General features: G+C 36.5%; 13 protein-coding genes and 1 pseudogene. All 14 read left to right on the plus strand.

Features of this window, described 5'->3' with window-relative positions:
• The coding region (locus tag J7J33_02955) for an Ig-like domain-containing protein (GenBank protein ID MCD6168250.1) at positions 1-4,069 on the plus strand (4,069 nt) is incomplete at its 5' end.
• A 114-nt stretch (positions 4,070-4,183) separates the two neighbouring features.
• Positions 4,184-4,885, plus strand: coding sequence for an ABC transporter ATP-binding protein (locus J7J33_02960; GenBank protein ID MCD6168251.1), 702 nt, complete (start codon positions 4,184-4,186; stop codon positions 4,883-4,885).
• Positions 4,882-7,566, plus strand: a complete 2,685-nt coding sequence (locus J7J33_02965) for a hypothetical protein (protein MCD6168252.1) — start codon at positions 4,882-4,884, stop codon at positions 7,564-7,566. The genes J7J33_02960 and J7J33_02965 overlap by 4 nt, the downstream gene beginning before the upstream one ends.
• 2 nt (positions 7,567-7,568) lie before the next feature.
• A complete protein-coding gene (locus J7J33_02970) occupies positions 7,569-8,831 on the plus strand; it encodes an ABC transporter permease (GenBank protein ID MCD6168253.1) in 1,263 nt (420 codons plus the stop codon).
• Between the two features lie 11 nt (positions 8,832-8,842).
• Positions 8,843-9,520 (plus strand): YIP1 family protein, encoded by a 678-nt coding sequence (locus J7J33_02975; protein MCD6168254.1) that lies wholly within the window; start codon positions 8,843-8,845, stop codon positions 9,518-9,520.
• A gap of 55 nt (positions 9,521-9,575) precedes the next feature.
• The gene (locus J7J33_02980) at positions 9,576-10,367 is read left to right on the plus strand and encodes an SDR family oxidoreductase (protein ID MCD6168255.1); all 792 of its coding nucleotides are present in this window, start codon (positions 9,576-9,578) and stop codon (positions 10,365-10,367) included.
• A 127-nt stretch (positions 10,368-10,494) separates the two neighbouring features.
• On the plus strand, positions 10,495-10,803 hold the full coding sequence (locus J7J33_02985; GenBank protein MCD6168256.1) for a 2-amino-4-ketopentanoate thiolase: 309 nt from the start codon (positions 10,495-10,497) through the stop codon (positions 10,801-10,803).
• On the plus strand, positions 10,790-12,202 hold the full coding sequence (locus J7J33_02990) for a PLP-dependent lyase/thiolase (protein MCD6168257.1): 1,413 nt from the start codon (positions 10,790-10,792) through the stop codon (positions 12,200-12,202). The genes J7J33_02985 and J7J33_02990 overlap by 14 nt, the downstream gene beginning before the upstream one ends.
• Positions 12,195-12,581 (plus strand): ornithine aminomutase subunit alpha, encoded by a 387-nt coding sequence (locus J7J33_02995; protein MCD6168258.1) that lies wholly within the window; start codon positions 12,195-12,197, stop codon positions 12,579-12,581. The genes J7J33_02990 and J7J33_02995 overlap by 8 nt, the downstream gene beginning before the upstream one ends.
• Entirely contained in the window at positions 12,553-14,751 is a 2,199-nt protein-coding gene (locus J7J33_03000) for a cobalamin-dependent protein (GenBank protein MCD6168259.1), read from the plus strand. The genes J7J33_02995 and J7J33_03000 overlap by 29 nt, the downstream gene beginning before the upstream one ends.
• A 61-nt stretch (positions 14,752-14,812) precedes the next feature.
• Positions 14,813-14,899: pseudogene (locus J7J33_03005) on the plus strand (dinitrogenase iron-molybdenum cofactor).
• Between the two features lie 191 nt (positions 14,900-15,090).
• Positions 15,091-15,567, plus strand: coding sequence for a dinitrogenase iron-molybdenum cofactor biosynthesis protein (locus J7J33_03010; GenBank protein ID MCD6168260.1), 477 nt, complete (start codon positions 15,091-15,093; stop codon positions 15,565-15,567).
• Positions 15,564-16,427 (plus strand): ATP-binding protein, encoded by an 864-nt coding sequence (locus J7J33_03015; GenBank protein ID MCD6168261.1) that lies wholly within the window; start codon positions 15,564-15,566, stop codon positions 16,425-16,427. Before J7J33_03010 ends, J7J33_03015 begins: the two co-directional genes overlap by 4 nt.
• Complete coding sequence (locus tag J7J33_03020) at positions 16,420-17,292, plus strand: ATP-binding protein (protein MCD6168262.1); 873 nt, start codon at positions 16,420-16,422, stop codon at positions 17,290-17,292. Before J7J33_03015 ends, J7J33_03020 begins: the two co-directional genes overlap by 8 nt.
• Positions 17,293-17,346 lie beyond the last annotated feature (54 nt).

Here is a 17,346-nt window from a genome sequence, read left to right on the forward strand (position 1 = left end):
TTTTTTAAATTATTATTCCTTTAACTCCTTTTATTCTGATTCCATTTCAAATTCAACTTATGATTATTTAATAATAACTATAGACAGAGCAAAGAAACTTGCTGAGGAACATAAAGAATTTCTTGAGTCAAGAGGAATAAAAACAAAAGTAGTGGCACTTTCTCAAATTCCAGATACAGGAGTGGATGATGCGGAGAGTATAAGAAACTTTATAAAGAAGGAGTATGAAAGTAGTGGCATAAAGTATGTTCTTCTTATTGGCTCCCTTGACTCCATTCCTATGAGATATATGTACACAGGAGAGGAGGGAGACGAGGAAAACTCAAACATTCCCACAGATTTCTATTACAGAGACCTAACAGGTGATTGGGATTCCAACGGTGATGGATATTTTGGAGTTCCAGGAGAAGACGATCTGGATTTTCACCCAGAGGTAAGTGTTGGAAGGATACCCTTTGATAATCTATCTGACATAAGGAATGTTCTTGAAAAAACAAGAAGATTCATGGATAAATCTGAAGAAGAGAGAAAGAAAAAAGTCCTTTCCCTTGGAGCTTGGTTATCCATGAAAGATGAAGATGGAAAATGGAAGGATGACACTGATGGAGGTGAGATAAATCAAAGGATTTTTGACCTCTACTTTAAAGATAAAGGTTTTACAAATAAAGGCCTTTATGAGCTTTCAGGTATAAAACCTTCTCTTGTATCAGATCTTGCCGATGATGAGATAAACGCACAAAACTTTGTAATGTATCAGAAAAATTATAAGCCCGGTCTTATCCAATGGGAGGCACATGGAGCATGGAATGCTACTGGAAGAAAAATATGGGTTGGAGATTACAATAGAAACGATCAGCCTGATAGAGATGAATTTAAATGGGATACATTTATATCTAATGAGGTAGCAAGATACTTTGATGACACATATCCAGCCATATTTGTATCTGGTTCATGTCTGAACCTTTATCCAGATAGAGACAGCCTTGGAAAAAACATTGTAAGAAACGGTGGTGTTTCATTTATAGGAAATTCAAGAACAGGATGGTTCTTCCCAAATCTTGCCCACTACTCCTTTGAAGAGAATCCATCCCATTACGCATTGAGAGCAATTATGTTAAAGTCCCTCTCAAAGGGAGAACCTGAAGGAGATGCTATAAATAAAGCAATTGAGTGGTATGCAGATAGTTTCTACAATCAATATCCATCAATTCAAAAGACCCTTGTTCACAACATTTATGATATGAATCTTTTTGGAGACCCACTTGTTGGTTTATACACCCTTGAAGAAAAACATACATCTCCCCAGATAATTTCAACAGATCCCCAAGATGGAGCAACAGATGTTCCACCAAACATCAGAATAAGTGTTAAATTTGATAGAAGCATGGATGAAGAATCAATAAATGAAAATACATTCATTGTTTTAAAGAACGGAGAGAACATTAGAGGAAGAGTTGAATATGACGATACAGATTTTACAGCATACTTCACGCCACTCTCTCCTTTAACCAAGGGAACCACATATACAGTGATCGTTAAAGGGAGTGTAAGAGATAGAGATGGAAATTCCATGTTAAATGATTACAAGTTCAAATTCACCACGGTTGGAGAGGGAGAAGAAGGATTTGTTCTCCAATGGACAGATAAAGATGAGGGATACAATATAGACCTCAAGTCTCTATACATAAAGTATGACAAAAATACAATAACATTTAAGGTAACTTCGTACAGAAAATGGGGAGACCCTGAAACAGACTTTGCCATAAAACTCTTTCTGGATGTGGATATGAATCCAAACACAGGTAAAGGGGAGAGTGATAAAGGAAATGGAGAAGATTATGTTGTATGGATTGGAACATACGAGGGAGAATTTTACCATGATATAAACAGATGGGACGGGGAGACGAAAACATGGAAGCATGTTGAAGATGTATTGAATTGCTCAATAGAGGAAAACTCAAATGTTGCCACATTCACCATTTCAAGGAAGTATTTTGAACTTAGCAGTTTTAACTACTGGGTTGGAATATACGATGCAATTAATGATGAATTTGATTACTATCCCAATGATAATCAGGGATACTATGAGAAATTTACCTTCAAGGAAATCTCTAAAACCCTTAGGGTTTTAGATTACTTCCCAAAGGAGGATATGAGTGTAGATTCAAATGTATCTATCTATGTAACCTTTTCAGATGATGTTATTAAGGAAACGCTGAATGAGGAAACATTCTTTATTCTTAAAGGAACAAGAAGGGTAGCGGGAGATATCAATTACGATGAATCCTTAAGAAAAGCCATTTTTACACCTTCCTCTTCCCTTGAAGAAGGAGCAACCTATGAAGTCCATCTTACAAAAGATATCACATCCAAGAGTGGAAAGAATCTTGACAGAGATTATGTCTGGAAGTTTAAAGTGAAGAGGGAGACATCAATAGATTGGGAACTTATCGTTGTATCTCCAAGAGGGGTAAACAAACCAGTTGATATAAGCAAGGTTTATGTAAAAGTTGGAAATGGAAAAATTTACTTTAAAGTTGAAACATACAACAGGATAGAGAATCCAAGAAGAACTGGATTTATTGTTAGGATGGATGTGGACAACAATCCAAATACAGGAGTTCCCCTCTATCCAAACGGAGGAAATGGAGAAGACTATACTCTATTTGTTGGAGGCATGTATGGAAATGTTTCAGGAATTCTTTACAGATGGGAGAACAATGATTGGAGAGAGGTTGGTCCTCTATCTGAATTTGAACTTGAATCTGGGAAGAACTATGCAATACTATCTGTGAATTTGAATTCCATCGGAAATCCCAAAGTTGTAAACTTCTGGGTTGGAGCAAGTAATGATCCAGAGAGATTTCCAATAGTGGATCAGGCACCAAACAATTCCTACTTTGCAACTTACCAGATTGTTGGAAAGAAGGGATGGGTACATCAATGTAGAGATATAGATGAAGGAACAAAATTTGACTTAAAAGATGTGTATATGATGCATGATGAAACCAATGTCTATTTCAAGATAACAACATACAGAGGGTGGGAAGATCCATTCAAAGATGGAGTATTCTTTGAGATTGACATAGATGCAGATCAGAACCCTGACACTGGATTTGAAGAAGGAATGGGGGAGGATTTCTTTATCTCTGTTTATCCAGATCAGGAAGGAATTATGAAGTGTTATGTTGCCATATACACAAGCGATGGATGGCAGGATTATCAAGAGATTGAAACCTTTAAGATAGAGAAAAATTCCAATATTGTTGAGTTGAGTTTTCCAAGAATCTTAATTGGTAATCCAGACAAGTTTAACTACTGGGTTGGGGTTGGTTATTGGTATGAAGAGGAGGATAAAAACTGGGATTACTATCCCAACGATGACGAACCCTTCTACTATCTTGAGTATGATCTAACAAAGAAACTGACACAGCCAGCTCTTCCCCTTGAAGTTGATATACCAGATAACTACAAAACAGACAGAGATTCAATTATGGTAAAAGGCAAAACTTCAAGCGATGCCACTGTGGAGATAAATGGAGAGGAGGTTCTTGTATCAAGCAGTGGAATATTTGCAAAGATTGTTAAACTCAAACCGGGTGAAAATATCATAGATGTTAAGGCATACGATTCTGCAGGGAATACAGCAGAGGTTAAAAGAAGAGTTATATATGAGAAAGGAAGAAAAGTTGTAATAGAACTCTGGATTGGAAAGAAAAAAGCAAAGATGAATGAAAAAGATTACCTACTTGATGCACCTCCATTCATTGAAAATGGAAGAACCCTTGTTCCAATTAGATTCATAGCGGAAAGTTTTGGTGCCAAAGTTGATTGGATTGGTGAAACAAAAACAGTTATTATAAACCTTGAGTCAAAGAAGATAAGTATTGTTCTTCAAATTGGAAGTAAGATAGCTATTGTTAATGGAGAAAGAATAACACTTGATGTTGCTCCAAAGATTGTAAATGGAAGAACATTTGTGCCACTTAGGTTTGTGGCTGAAACCTTTGGAGCAGAGGTTTTATGGAATGGAGCAGAGAGGAAGATAACAATAATATTTACCCCATAAATTAAAACAAATTTCCAAAAATTTAGTATACTTATATAGTGAACAATGTTCAATATTTGAAACAAAAGGATTATTTTTTTGTATATTAGTTTGAGATTTATGAAAGGAAGTGATATGGAAGAATATGTGATAATAACAGAGAATCTTACCGAGGAGTATTTACTTGGAAAAGTGGTTGTTCCGGCATTAAGAGGAGTTAACTTAAAAATAAAAAGGGGTGAGTTTGCAGTAATTATGGGACCTTCTGGAAGTGGAAAATCTACACTTCTCAATCTCATCGGTGGACTTCAAAAACCTACAGGTGGTAGAGTTCTAATAAATGGAATAGATCTCTCAACTTTAAATGAGAACCAACTCGCAATATTCAGGAGAAAAAATGTTGGTTTTGTATTCCAAGCTTACAACTTAATACCCACTTTAACAGCCATTGAGAATGTGGAATTACCCATGATATTTTATAATATCCCTCCGAACGAAAGAAAGAGGAGAGCAGAAAAACTTCTTCACTCTTTAGGACTTGGAGATAGACTTCATCACAGACCAAGTGAACTCTCTGGAGGTGAACAACAAAGAGTCAGCATAGCAAGAGCCCTTGCAAATAATCCAGAGATAATTCTTGCTGATGAACCAACTGGTAATCTTGATACAAAAACGGGAAGAAGAATTATGGAGGAGATAGTAAAGGTAAACAGGGATTTTGGGAAAACCATTGTAATGGTTACTCATGACCCTGAAGTTGCGCATTTCGGTGATAGGATTATACATATAAGAGATGGAAAAATAGAAAACATAGAAATTTTAAGGAGGAAACAATGAAAAAACTGATTCTTTTATCAATTATCTTGAGTTTAATTATGGGTATTTCCGTGGTTTACTCTGAACCACAGATTGAGGTATCCAGCTATAAGTTAAATCCCGAAAAGATATACCCAGGAGGAAATTTCACATTAACTCTTACCCTAAAGAATAATAGCAGTGAGGATAAAGCAGAGAACATCACTGTAAAGGTAAGTAATGTTGAGGGAAGAAATGATCTTGGACCCTTCTATCCAAAGAATAAGACAGATACAAGAAAAATTGAAGAAATAGAGCCACTTGATGAGAGTAAGGTAGATTTTGAGTTTTTTGTTGATCCACTGGCACAGACAGGAATCTATAGAATTCACATTATGGTTAGCTGGTTTAGTGAGGGAAGGAGAGGATACTCCGAAGAGGAAATTATAAGCATCGATGTCTCTCCTCCATCCATTGAGAATAGACCTCTTCTAACAGTAGATTCATTTGAGACAGAACCAAAGGATATAGAAGGTGGTGATATTTTCTCTCTAAATTTAAAAATTAAAAATATAGGTGGAAAAGACGCAAACAATGTTAGAGTAGAAATTTCAAAGATTGAAGGAAGCAACTCGTTAATGTTCTTTTCTCCTTATGGTGGAGGAAATGTCTCATATATAAACTTAATAAAGGCAGATGGAGAAGAGAATGTAAGTTTGAAATTTCTTGTTGATGAGAATATAAAAAGTGGAAACTACAATTTTATTATAGAGTTCTCCTATGAGGATAATAATCATGTAACTTATAAGGATCAAGAAATCGTGGGTATAAAGGTGAGTGAAAAAACAAACAAGCCAGATATTGAGATACTATCCTTTAGAGTTGATCCCGAAATAATTCTTCCCGGAGAAAGTTTTAGTATATCCTTTAGAATCTCAAATCTTGGGAACAAAGATGCAAAAAACATTAGAATAACGCCATCAAACATAGAGGGAAGTGGTTCCCTCAGATATTTCTCCCCTATAAAGGAAGGTACAATATATATAGAAAAACTTGAGCATGGTGATACTGTGGAGAAGACCCTTGTTTTTGGAAGTGATAAGAAGGTAGAACCATCATTGTACAATATTGTTTTTCAGATAGAATACGAAGATAGTGAGGGTAATTCATTTAAGGAGACGAAAAATGTGGGCATACTTATTACATCAAAACTACCAGATGTTTACCTATCAAGGTTTTCTATAGATAAAGAGAAGCTCATTCAAGGTGATGACTTCAAGCTTACCTTAAGTATTAAAAATTTTGGAGAGAGTTCTGCAAAAGATGTAAGAATTTCACTTCAAAATATAGAAGGCACAAACTCATTGTATCCCTTTTCTTTAGTAGAAGGAGGAGGCACTATTTATATAGGGGATATAACCCCAAAAGATGAGAAGGAAGTAGTATTTAGTCTTCATATTGATGAAGATGCTGCCAGTAGAACTTACAATCTGCTTTTTAATATCTATTTTAAGGACCTTTCCCTGAAAGAATATACAAGGGTTGAAAAGGTGGGAATTTATGTTTCAGAAAAGGAGGAAAAGGATGAACCTAACATTATAATTAAAGATATTTCTATGGAACCGAAAGTTGCATTACCCGGAGAGAAGATCAATGTTAAAATAACCCTCCTCAACAATGGAGAAAGTGATGCTAAAAATACTAAATTTGAATTTGTAGGTGTAGGAATGAACAATGATTTATCGCCATTCTCTCCTATCCAGAAAGGAAGCACAATCTACTTTGGAACCATTGAACCTGATAATGAAATCACAAAGAGTATAACTTTCTCTGTGGCAGATGACGCAAAGGAAGGAGTTTATAATTTCCTCACACAAATTACATATGAAAATACAACACTTTATAAGGAAGAACAGAGAATAGGTGTTGTAGTCTCAAGAAAAGAGCCACAAAAGAATCTTACTCTATCTATTTCATCCTTTAGCGTGGTGCCATACGAAGTAACTCCTGGAGGAAATATTAAGGTAAGTGTCTCTGTATTAAATTTCTCAAAGGAGACAGCGTATAACATAACATTAAAGATAGACAGGGTTGAAGGTTCAAATAACCTGTTTCCCTTTTCTCCTCTCAACAGTTCCAACATTAATACATATCTAAAACTGTCTTCGGGCAGTGGAATAAACTCCATCTATTCTTTCTCTGTATCTCCAGATGCAGATTCTGGTGCCTACAATCTAATACTAACCATAAATTATGAGGATAAAGACGGAAATAGATATGAGACTACAGCTTCAATTGGTGTTACAATCTTAAGAAAACCTCTCATTTCAATATTTAACCTTGTTTATCCAGACGAAGTCAAAGAGGGTGAGAATTTTGTTATCTCCTGTGATATAGGAAATACAGGAAATTTCCCTGTAAAGGGAATAGTTGTATTCTTAAAAGGTTTACCCATAAAAGGTGGAGATTACTACATAGGAACCCTTGATGTTGGGAATTTTGATACATATGAGTTTGAGGGAAATATAAAAGAGCCAGGAACATATGAGGGAGAGATAGTTGTGCAGTATGTAGATGATTCCAACGAGATTCATAAGGAGAGAAAACCCCTGAAGATTACTGTTGTAAAGAAACAAATTGAAGAGGAAAAAGAGGAGGAGAAATTGACCTTCTGGCAAAAAATATGGAGATTTATCCTTTCACTTCTTGGTTTGGGTAAATAAAAATGAGATTCTCAGACACAGTTTCCATTGTGGTTAGAAATCTAAAGAGATCAAAGACAAGAACTACTCTTACATCGTTGGGGGTTCTAATTGGTGTTGCTGCAATAATAACCCTTGTATCTATTGGAATTGCCATGCAAACAAGTGTAACATCCCAGTTTGAATCTGTAGGAGATTTAACTATCATTAGTGTCTATCCAAGTAACTTAAGGTTAGGCCCGTTTGCTCCAAGAAAAACAGAAGAGATAAAGATACTTGATGAAGATGCAATTGACAAGATTAGGAAAATTGAAGGCATAGAGGCTCTCTCTCCTGTGTACACCTTTCCTGATGTGATTGTAAAGGTGGGAAGACTTGAAAGCAGTGTAAGTTTTACAGGAATTGAGCCAAAGGAGATAGAGAAGATAGCTGGAGAACTTGAAAAGGGAAGGTATATTACAAAAAGTGATAGATATGCAGTGGTGGTTGGATCTAAATTTGGAGAGACCTTCTACAATCCAAAAACTGGTAAATCAGAAACGATAAATCCCTTAGGAAAAATGTTCAAGGTTACAGTCAAAAGAATAGTTAATGAAAAAATGGAAAAGAAAACCTATATCTTCAGGATTGTAGGAGTATTAAAAGAAAAAGGGACGCAGGATGATTACAGCGTGTATGCACCTATTAATACCGTGATAAGTGTAAATGAATGGAGAACAGGAAGAACAATAAAACCAGAAATTACTGGATACAACAGGGTTATTGTAAAGGTAAAGGATGTTGACACTGTAAATAAAGTTACTGAAAAGATAGAAGACATGGGATTTGTTGTATTCTCTATCCAGAGCATTATCAATTCAATCTCCACTGTCTTTAAGATTTTACAATTTATACTTGCAGGAATTGCAGGTATATCACTCCTCGTTGCAGGAATAGGTATTGTAAATACAATGACAATGTCCATATATGAAAGAACAAGACAGATTGGAATAATGAAGGCAATCGGAGCGTCAAATACAGATATACTCTGGATGTTTCTCTCTGAAGCAGCTGCTTTAGGTTTTCTTGGTGGAATAGGTGGAATCCTCCTTTCTTTCTTACTAAACAGTCTTATAACCCTCTTCTCATCAACCATGTTATCTGGTGCAACTCTTAAAGTCTCTGCTCCCTTGTGGCTCATAATTTTCGCTATAGTGTTTGCAACAGTGGTGGGCCTCATCGCAGGATTAGTCCCATCCTATAGAGCAGCAAACTTAAAACCTGTTGAAGCGCTAAGATATGAGTAAAGGAGGAAAATATGAAGGATTTACTAAACCTTATCTACATCTTTATAAGACCAAGAAGAGTCTTTGAAAGAGTTAAAGACAAACCTGATTACCTGTATCCGCTTATTACAATTATTACTGTTCAAGTTATATCCACATTAAGAAGTGTTAGTATGATGTCAGCAAAATTAAACATCCCGGTAAATAAGGGACTCCTAATATTTATATCAAGCTTTGCATCTATTATAGGTGTACTTTTTGAACTCCTCTTCCTTTGGATTGTTTTTGTAATAGCAATTCTTATTTTAGGTAAAAGAGAAAAATATAAAAATCTTTTTTCTGTAATTCTCTACGGTTATCTTCCTAACTCTCTCATCCTTCTCATAAGAGCGATAGTAGGTCTTCCTGGTAGAGGAAGAGGTATCTCAGTAATTCTATCAGATAAAGCTTCACCATACCTTTTTGCTCTTCTAAGTAGGGTGGACATCTTTTACATATGGTCAATTATTCTAATTATCTTTGGCATATCAGTCCTTTATGGTCTTAAAAGGAGAGAGGTTCTAATATTGATCCTTATCTTTCTCATCTACTTCTTCATCACTCCTCTACTCTTTAAATCTCAACACAATGAAGCTTCAACGATTAAAAACCAATCAGAACCTTCAAGGAGAGGAATGTTTCCTCCTTTCCTTAGGAGAAGAAAACCCTAAGGTGTAACAAGTCTCGCTCAAAAAGTCTCTTTTATTTTAGAGAAAGGAGGTGCATATGAAGGAGTGGGCGCTTATTCTTGGTTCTTCCAGTGGTTTCGGTGCTGCTACAAGTATTGAGCTTGCAAAAAAGGGATTCAACATTTTTGGTGTGCATTTTGATAGAAAGGCAAACATACCGAAGGTAGAGGAAGTGATGAACAGAATAAAAGAGCAGGGGGTGGAATTAGAATTTTTTAATCTCAACGCAGCGGACCCAAACAACAGAAAGTATGTATTGGATAGAATTGAGGAGAGATTCAAAAATGATAGTGAGGAGAACTCCATTTTTGTAGTGATGCATTCCCTCGCCTTTGGAACACTGAGAAAACTAATAGCTGAGAAAAAAGAGGAAGCTTTAACTCAAAAGCAACTTGAGATGACACTTGATGTTATGGCAAACCAGCTTGTTTATTGGGTTCAAGAGATATTTTACAGAGGTCTATTTAAAAATGGAGGAAGGATCTTTGCCATGGTAAGCTCTGGAGATGAAAGGGTATTCCCATACTATGGGGCAGTTTCAGCAGCAAAGGCTGCCATAGAATCCTACATAAGACAGCTTGCCTATGAACTCGCACCATTCGGTATAACTGCCAACGCAATAAAAGCTGGAGTTACAGACACTCCAGCATTAAGAAAGATTCCCGGCAATGAAGAACTTATAAAACTTGCAAAGATTAAAAATCCAAGTAAGAGACTTACAACTCCAGAAGATATTGGAAAAGCTATAGCTGCTTTAACAGATAAAAATCTATACTGGATGACGGGGAATGTAATAAGGGTAGATGGAGGAGAAGATTTAGCAGCATAGTTGAGGTTTAAATCCATAATTTAAGTTTTTTAAAATTTAATATTCAAAGATTTCACTATCAGCCTGTTTGACAGGCTGATTTCTTTTTTATATACTGGTAGAGGTGAAAAAAGAAAAAGGAGGGGATATGGCAAGAAAAGGAGAATATGTTGAAATAAAACTGGTTTTACTTAAACCAGAGGAAAGGGCTGAACATTTACCAGAAGACACAAAAAACCTTCCCTTTGAAGCAAAGGTGAGAGGATACTTACTACATGATGCAAACATTGGAGATAGTGTTGAAATTGAAACACCCATTGGAAGAAAAGTAAAGGGAATTCTTATCTCAGTTTCACCCCCTTACAGGCACAACTTTGGTAAACCAATAAGAGAATTGATTGATATCGGGAAGAAGATTAGAGAAAAATATCTGGAGGAGAAGAATGGGGAAAGTTGAAGAGTTTATGAGAAAAAGTCCAGAAATTATGAAGAAATGTCTTGGAGGACTTGACTACGAGAAATTCAGATTTGGAAAAATTGGGATTGACTATGAGGAATTGATGAGTTCCATTGGATACTCTATAGAAGATGCGGGAAAGATACTCAAGGAAACAAAGGTAGGTAATACACCATTGTATGAATTGAAAAATTTGAACAGGATTATTAAAAAAATATCAAGAAAGGGTTTTGGAGCAAAGATTCTTTTGAAAGATGAAGCAGCAAACGCCTCAGGATCCTTTAAATCAAGAAGAGCTGCTCTATCGGTGTATGAGGCAAAGAAAAAGGGTTATGAAGGTGTTATTGCAGAGACAAGTGGAAACTATGGAGCTGCAGTTGCATCTCAGGCGGCACAGAGAAATTTGAAATGTATAATTGTTCAAGAGGTATTTGACTCAAAAGGAATTGGTCAACCTGAAATACTGGAGAAGGGAAGGAAGTGTGAAGCTTATGGAGCAGAAGTGTGGCAACTCACTGTTGGACCAGAACTATTCTATTGGGCTCTTGTCCTCCTTGACGAAACTGGTTATTTTAACGCATCACTCTACACTCCTTATGGAATAAAAGGGATTGAAACATTGGGTTATGAGATAGGCATTGAGGTGAAGGAAAGATATGGAAAATGTCCAGACTATGTTCTTGTAACTCATGCAGGGGGTGGAAATGTAACAGGAACTGCAAGAGGTCTGATAGAGGCAGGGTGTAAAGATACAAAGGTTATCGGAGTTTCAGTGGACTTAAGAGGACTTCATATGGCAAGCGATCATGACTTCAATAGGAAATCTTTTACAACCGGTCATACAGGTTTTGGTGTACCCTTTGCAATAAATCCAGATAGAGTGGATGTACCAATAAATGCAGCAAGACCGCTTAGATATATGGACAGATACCTCCTTGTCTCTCAAGGAGAGGTCTTTTACACAACAATTCTTTTAGCACAGATTGAGGGAATAGAGAGAGGACCTGCCGGAAATACATCTCTCTCAGCAGCAATACCTTTTGCAAGAGAACTTCCCGAGGACAAAATAATAGTGGTTCAGGAAACAGAATACACAGGCGCTGGAAAACATCCCTTTGCTCAACTAACCTTTGCTGAAAAGATGGGAATTGAGGTAAGTATTGGAAATCCAAGAGATAACATTCCTGGAAAGAAAATTGTTATTCCAGAGGATGTGAAAGAACTTGGTTTTGAGGAATACCCAATGGAAGATATTAAAAGGTCCTATCTTAAGCATAGATTGAAAGGAATAGATGAAATCTCATCCAAAGAGCTAGGGTTTTTAAAGGAAGAGGTGAAAGATAAGGAAGATTTTGTTGAAAAACTCCTCTCTGAGAAAGGAGTAAAGATAAATGCATAGAAAAGATGATTACGAGAAAAGAAGAGAACATCTAAAGAACATGAACGAAGAGGAATTAATAAAGTATTTCTGGAAACTTACAGAAAAAATTGTTGATCCACTTGTTGAACTTGCAAGAACCCACACCTCTCCCTCCATTGAGAGAAGTGTCCTACTCCGTATGGGATTTTCAAGTATTGAAGCAAAAAAGATAGTTGAAAGAATGGTAAAGGAGAATCTTCTTGGACATGGTGCTGGAAGAATTGTTCTTCTCTATTCTGAATTAAGTAAAAAGGATTATCTAAAGGCAGGAAAAGAATTATCAGAGGGGATTGGCTGGGATAAGATAACTAAATACTATCGGAGGAGATATGAAACTAAAGCCAGACAAAAAAATTGATATAAGAGAAATATTAAAGGGTCTTGAAAATTACAAACCGAGAAGGTATGGATGGACATGGAGAGAGAAAATTCCAGAGCAAAAGATAGGGATGCACACATACTTTGAAACAAGTAAACCACTAAAGAAAAGTATACCCCTTCCAGCTTCACGCCAGATGGATTATATAGATCCTCAACCTGACTGCATTGTAACAGTAGAAATTGCCTCTGGGAGGTTTGAGGATGATATAAGAAGGATGAGGATGGCTGCATGGCATGGTGCAGATCATATAATGGTGATAAGAACTCTTGGTCAGAGTCATTTTGATGGACTTATTGAAGGCACCCCCGAAGGTGTGGGAGGAATACCCATTACAAGAAAACAGATAAGAGCAACAAGGAAGGCACTTGATTTAATAGAAGATGAGGTTGGAAGACCTATAAATTTTCACTCCTATGTTTCTGGCATTGCAGGTCCAGAGATTGCAGTTTTGTTTGCAGAGGAAGGGGTTAATGGTGCCCATCAAGACCCACAATACAACATCCTCTACAGGAATATAAATCCAGTTAGATCCTTTGTTGATGCCGCAGTAGCAAAAAGAATAATGGCAAGCGCAAATATGCTACAGATTGATGGTGCCCACAACGCAAATGCAACTGCAAAGTATGGTTTTAAAGTCATGCCAGAACTATTTGTGCAGCATGCAATAAATTCTCTTTTCTCTCTGAAGGTAGGAATGAAGAAAGAATTAATTGCACTCTCCACAGTTCCACCAGATGCTCCTCCATGGCCCTCATTAAGACTGGATATACCCTATGCTGTAGCCTTAAGGAAGGTATTTAAGGGTTTCAGATTTAGAGCTCAAATGAACACAAAATACATTGAGTCTGATACAAGAGAGGCAACTGTAAATCACACATTAAATACACTTATATCAAGGTTAACATCTGTAGATGTACAATCCACCATAACACCAGATGAGGGAAGAAATGTTCCATGGCATTACAACTCAATTAATGCAATAAATACTGCAAAGCAAACTCTCATTGCTTCAGATGGAATAAAGAAAGTTTTAAAGATAAGAGAGAATGGATACATGAAGAAAAAGGTTAGGGAGCTCATTGAAAGAGCTGTACTCTTCCTTGAGGAAATTATTGAGATTGGTGGATACTTCAAAGCATTGGAAGAAGGTTTTTTTGTTGATTCAGGTATGTATCCAGAGAGAGTAGGAGATGGAATAAAAAGGCCAATAGATGAGGGAGATGAGGCAGGAACTGTTGTTAAAAGGGAGGAAGATTATCTTGCTCCAGTCTGTCATCATTTTGGCTACAACAATTTACCAGAAGGGATTGAGAAACCATGTGATTTGATAAATGGTTGTACCCTCTGTAAAAGGGAGAAAATAGTTTACATTGATGAACTTGATCCAACAGATAATGTAAACATAAGGCTTAAAGAACAGGAGAAGTACGAAAAAGAAGGACTTTTTAGACCAGAGGTCCAGTGGAAGAATGATGGAATCATTCTTTTATCAATGTTTATCCCCATTGACTCTGAAAAAGCACCTTATGCAGCAGAGGAGATTGCAAAAAGGCTTGGATTGAAAAATGTTGAAGTTGTCCATGAACAGGTCCTTCATCCAGCAGAGGGAAGCTACATAGAGGTCAAAGGAGAGGTTCCATTCTTTATAAGGGAAAGTGAGATAAAGGTGAAAGAAAAAATAAAACCCCTTTCAGATGAAGTTATAAGAGAAAAGGTTAAGGAACTTGGCGGAATAAAGTGTGTTGCTGCAACTCTTGGCGAGGATGAACACAATGTGGGTCTTAAGGAGATAATTGATATAAAGCATGGAGGAATTGAGAAATGGGGATTTAAAGTGATATATCTTGGAACAAGTGTTCCTCCTAAAAAGGTTATTGATGCTGCAATTGAAGTAGGAGCAAAGGTAGTCCTTGCCTCAACCACAGTAACTCATGGTAATGTGCACAGGATTAACCTCAAAAAATTAAACCAAATAGCAATAGAGAAAGGTGTGAGGGATAAACTATTGATAATTGGAGGAGGAACTCAACTATCAGATGAGATAAAGGAGGAGTGTGGAATTGATGCTGCCTTTGGAAGAGGAACAAAGGGAATTGATGTTGCTTCCTTTATAATAAGGAAACTTTTGGAAAGGAACAAATATTGACAATTTTTTTCAATTTATTATACTGATAGTAGAAAGGAGGTGAGAGACAATGTGGAGATTTGGTGGAGGCTTCGGTAGAGGCTGGAGATTTGGAAGAGGATTTGGATGGGGAGCAACCCTTGGCTATTGCCCCTGGACAGGACTTCCCAGAGGCTGGAGATGGAGTTATCCTTACTACGGCTATGGATACTACCCATCCAGCTATTATAGGTATTCATATTCACCATACTATGAATCTTATTCACCTGACATAGATAATATAAGAAATGAAATACAAAATTTAAAAGGAGAAATTAATACAATTAAAAAACTAATAGAAGAACTAAAAAGGAGATAACTATGAGAATAGCAATAACATCAACAGGAAAGACTCTTGAGTCAGAGATTGATCCAAGATTTGGGAGATGTGCATACTTTATAATTGTTGAAACTGACACCATGGACTTTGAAGCTATCCCAAATCAGTTTGCCATGGCAGCACAGGGAGCAGGTATTCAAGCAGCTCAGTTTATTATCAGTAAGGGTGTAAGAAAAATCGTAAGTGGTGACTTTGGTCCCAATAGTGCAGGAATTTTATCCAGTGCAGGAATTGAATTGATAAGAGTTCCCCCTGGTACAAAAGTAAAAGATGCTGTAGAGATGGCAAAAAGTGGTGCGCAACCATCCTATGAAGCTCCAAGAAGGATTGAACCCATGGGACCCCCACCAGTTCCCCCTGCACATGAAATTCATTCTCTTAAAAATGAACTGGATGATCTAAAAAAAGAGATTGAAGAGATAAAGAAACTCTTAAAAGAGATTAAAGAAAATAGATGAAAATTACAGTCACATCGGGCAAGGGAGGAACAGGGAAAACTCTAATTTCCACTTCCCTTGCCCTTTCTTTATCCAAAAAATACCCAACAACCTACATAGACCTTGATGTAGAAGAGCCTAATGGATATATTTTCATCAAACCTGATATACAAAAAAAAGAGCCTATAACTCTTCCTTTTCCAAAGGTGGATTATGACAAGTGTAACTTCTGCGGTGTATGTCAGGAGGTCTGTGCCTACAATGCAATAGCGGTCCTTTCCTTTAACAATGAGGTTAAGATTTTTCCTGAACTCTGTAAGAGTTGTGGTAACTGCGTACTGAATTGTCCTGAAAAAGCGATGTTTGAAGTGCCAAGAGAAATAGGAACTCTGACATATGGGAAAAGAGAAAATTTAAAGTTCTTTGAAGGGAAATTAAATATATCAGAAGTTACAACAACAAGTGCCATAAGAATTGTAAAGAAAAAATCCCTGGAAGATATAAGAGATGGAGAGATACTAATATATGACTCACCCCCAGGAGCTTCCTGTCCAATGGTTGAGGCATCAAAAGGTGGAGATTACATAATACTCATTACCGAACCTACACCCTTTGGTCTTTTTGACCTAAGAATTGCAGTGGGAGTGGTTAAAGGTTTAAACAAGAAATTTGGAGTAATTATTAATAAAGAAATGGAAGGATTTGATGAACTTTATGAGTATCTTAAAAAAGAAAACATTAAAGTTTTGTTAAAAATTCCTTTTGAAAGAAGAATAGCTGAAAGCTACTCAAAGGGAAAAACTCTATCTGAAATTGATAAAGAGTGGGAAGATATATTCCTAAACCTATACAACCAAATTCTGGAGGAAGTAAATGATTGAACTTGCCATAGTGAGTGGAAAGGGAGGAACAGGGAAAACTACTGTATCTGCATCTTTCTCGGTTCTTGCAAAGAATAAGATAATCGCAGATTGTGATGTTGATGCACCTGATTTACACCTCCTTTTAAAACCAAAGGTTAATATCAAAAAGGACTTCTTTGGCATGAAAAAAGCTTACATAAATAAAGATTCGTGCATAGAATGTGGAGTTTGTATAGATGTCTGTAGATTTGATGCAATCTCACCAGATTATGTTGTGGATACTGCCCTGTGTGAAGGTTGTGAGGTCTGTTTTACTCAATGCCCAGTTAAAGTAATAGAGATGAGAGAGAATAAAGCTGGTGAGTATTTTGTATCAGAAACACCTTATGGAAAAATGGTTCATGGTATTTTAGGTGTTGGAGAGGAAAATTCTGGAAAACTTGTGGCAATAATAAGAAATGTTGCAAGATACTATGCACAGAAAGAAAAAGTGGACTATATCATAGTAGATGGACCTCCAGGGATTGGCTGCCCTGTAAATTCCACCCTCTCTGGATTAAAATATGCAGTTGGGGTTACTGAACCCACAGAATCTGGACTCTCAGACTTAGAGAGATTGATGGAATTGTTCCACCACTTTAAAATAAAACCATTCATTATAATAAACAAATCTGACTTGAACCCTGAAATGTCAGAAAAAATAAAAAGAAAATCAATAGAAGAAGGCGCCATATTTCTTGGAGAGATACCCTTTGATCCAGTGGTTGTAGAATCCTTAAAAATGGGAAAACCTGTGGTCATCTATGAAAAGGATAGTAAAGCCAAAAAAATAATAACTGAACTCTGGAAGAAAATAGAAGATTACCTCAGCAGAAAGATTTAATAGAGATTCTCATAAATAATCTTCTTGATCAAATCTCTATCTCCAACATTGTAT

The organism is Caldisericia bacterium, assembly GCA_021158845.1.
GTDB lineage: Bacteria > Caldisericota > Caldisericia > B22-G15 > B22-G15 > B22-G15.

Bases quoted from the DNA above. Each gene is read 5' to 3' on its own strand.
- J7J33_03015 (MCD6168261.1), top strand. From the start codon at position 15,564: ATGAAAATTACAGTCACATCGGGCAAGGGAGGAACAGGGAAAACTCTA.
- J7J33_02965 (MCD6168252.1), top strand. From the start codon at position 4,882: ATGAAAAAACTGATTCTTTTATCAATTATCTTGAGTTTAATTATGGGT.
- J7J33_03000 (MCD6168259.1), top strand. From the start codon at position 12,553: ATGAAACTAAAGCCAGACAAAAAAATTGATATAAGAGAAATATTAAAG.
- J7J33_03020 (MCD6168262.1), top strand. From the start codon at position 16,420: ATGATTGAACTTGCCATAGTGAGTGGAAAGGGAGGAACAGGGAAAACT.
- J7J33_02975 (MCD6168254.1), top strand. From the start codon at position 8,843: ATGAAGGATTTACTAAACCTTATCTACATCTTTATAAGACCAAGAAGA.
- J7J33_02960 (MCD6168251.1), top strand. From the start codon at position 4,184: ATGGAAGAATATGTGATAATAACAGAGAATCTTACCGAGGAGTATTTA.
- J7J33_02980 (MCD6168255.1), top strand. From the start codon at position 9,576: ATGAAGGAGTGGGCGCTTATTCTTGGTTCTTCCAGTGGTTTCGGTGCT.
- J7J33_03010 (MCD6168260.1), top strand. From the start codon at position 15,091: ATGAGAATAGCAATAACATCAACAGGAAAGACTCTTGAGTCAGAGATT.
- J7J33_02985 (MCD6168256.1), top strand. From the start codon at position 10,495: ATGGCAAGAAAAGGAGAATATGTTGAAATAAAACTGGTTTTACTTAAA.
- J7J33_02970 (MCD6168253.1), top strand. From the start codon at position 7,569: ATGAGATTCTCAGACACAGTTTCCATTGTGGTTAGAAATCTAAAGAGA.
- J7J33_02990 (MCD6168257.1), top strand. From the start codon at position 10,790: ATGGGGAAAGTTGAAGAGTTTATGAGAAAAAGTCCAGAAATTATGAAG.
- J7J33_02995 (MCD6168258.1), top strand. From the start codon at position 12,195: ATGCATAGAAAAGATGATTACGAGAAAAGAAGAGAACATCTAAAGAAC.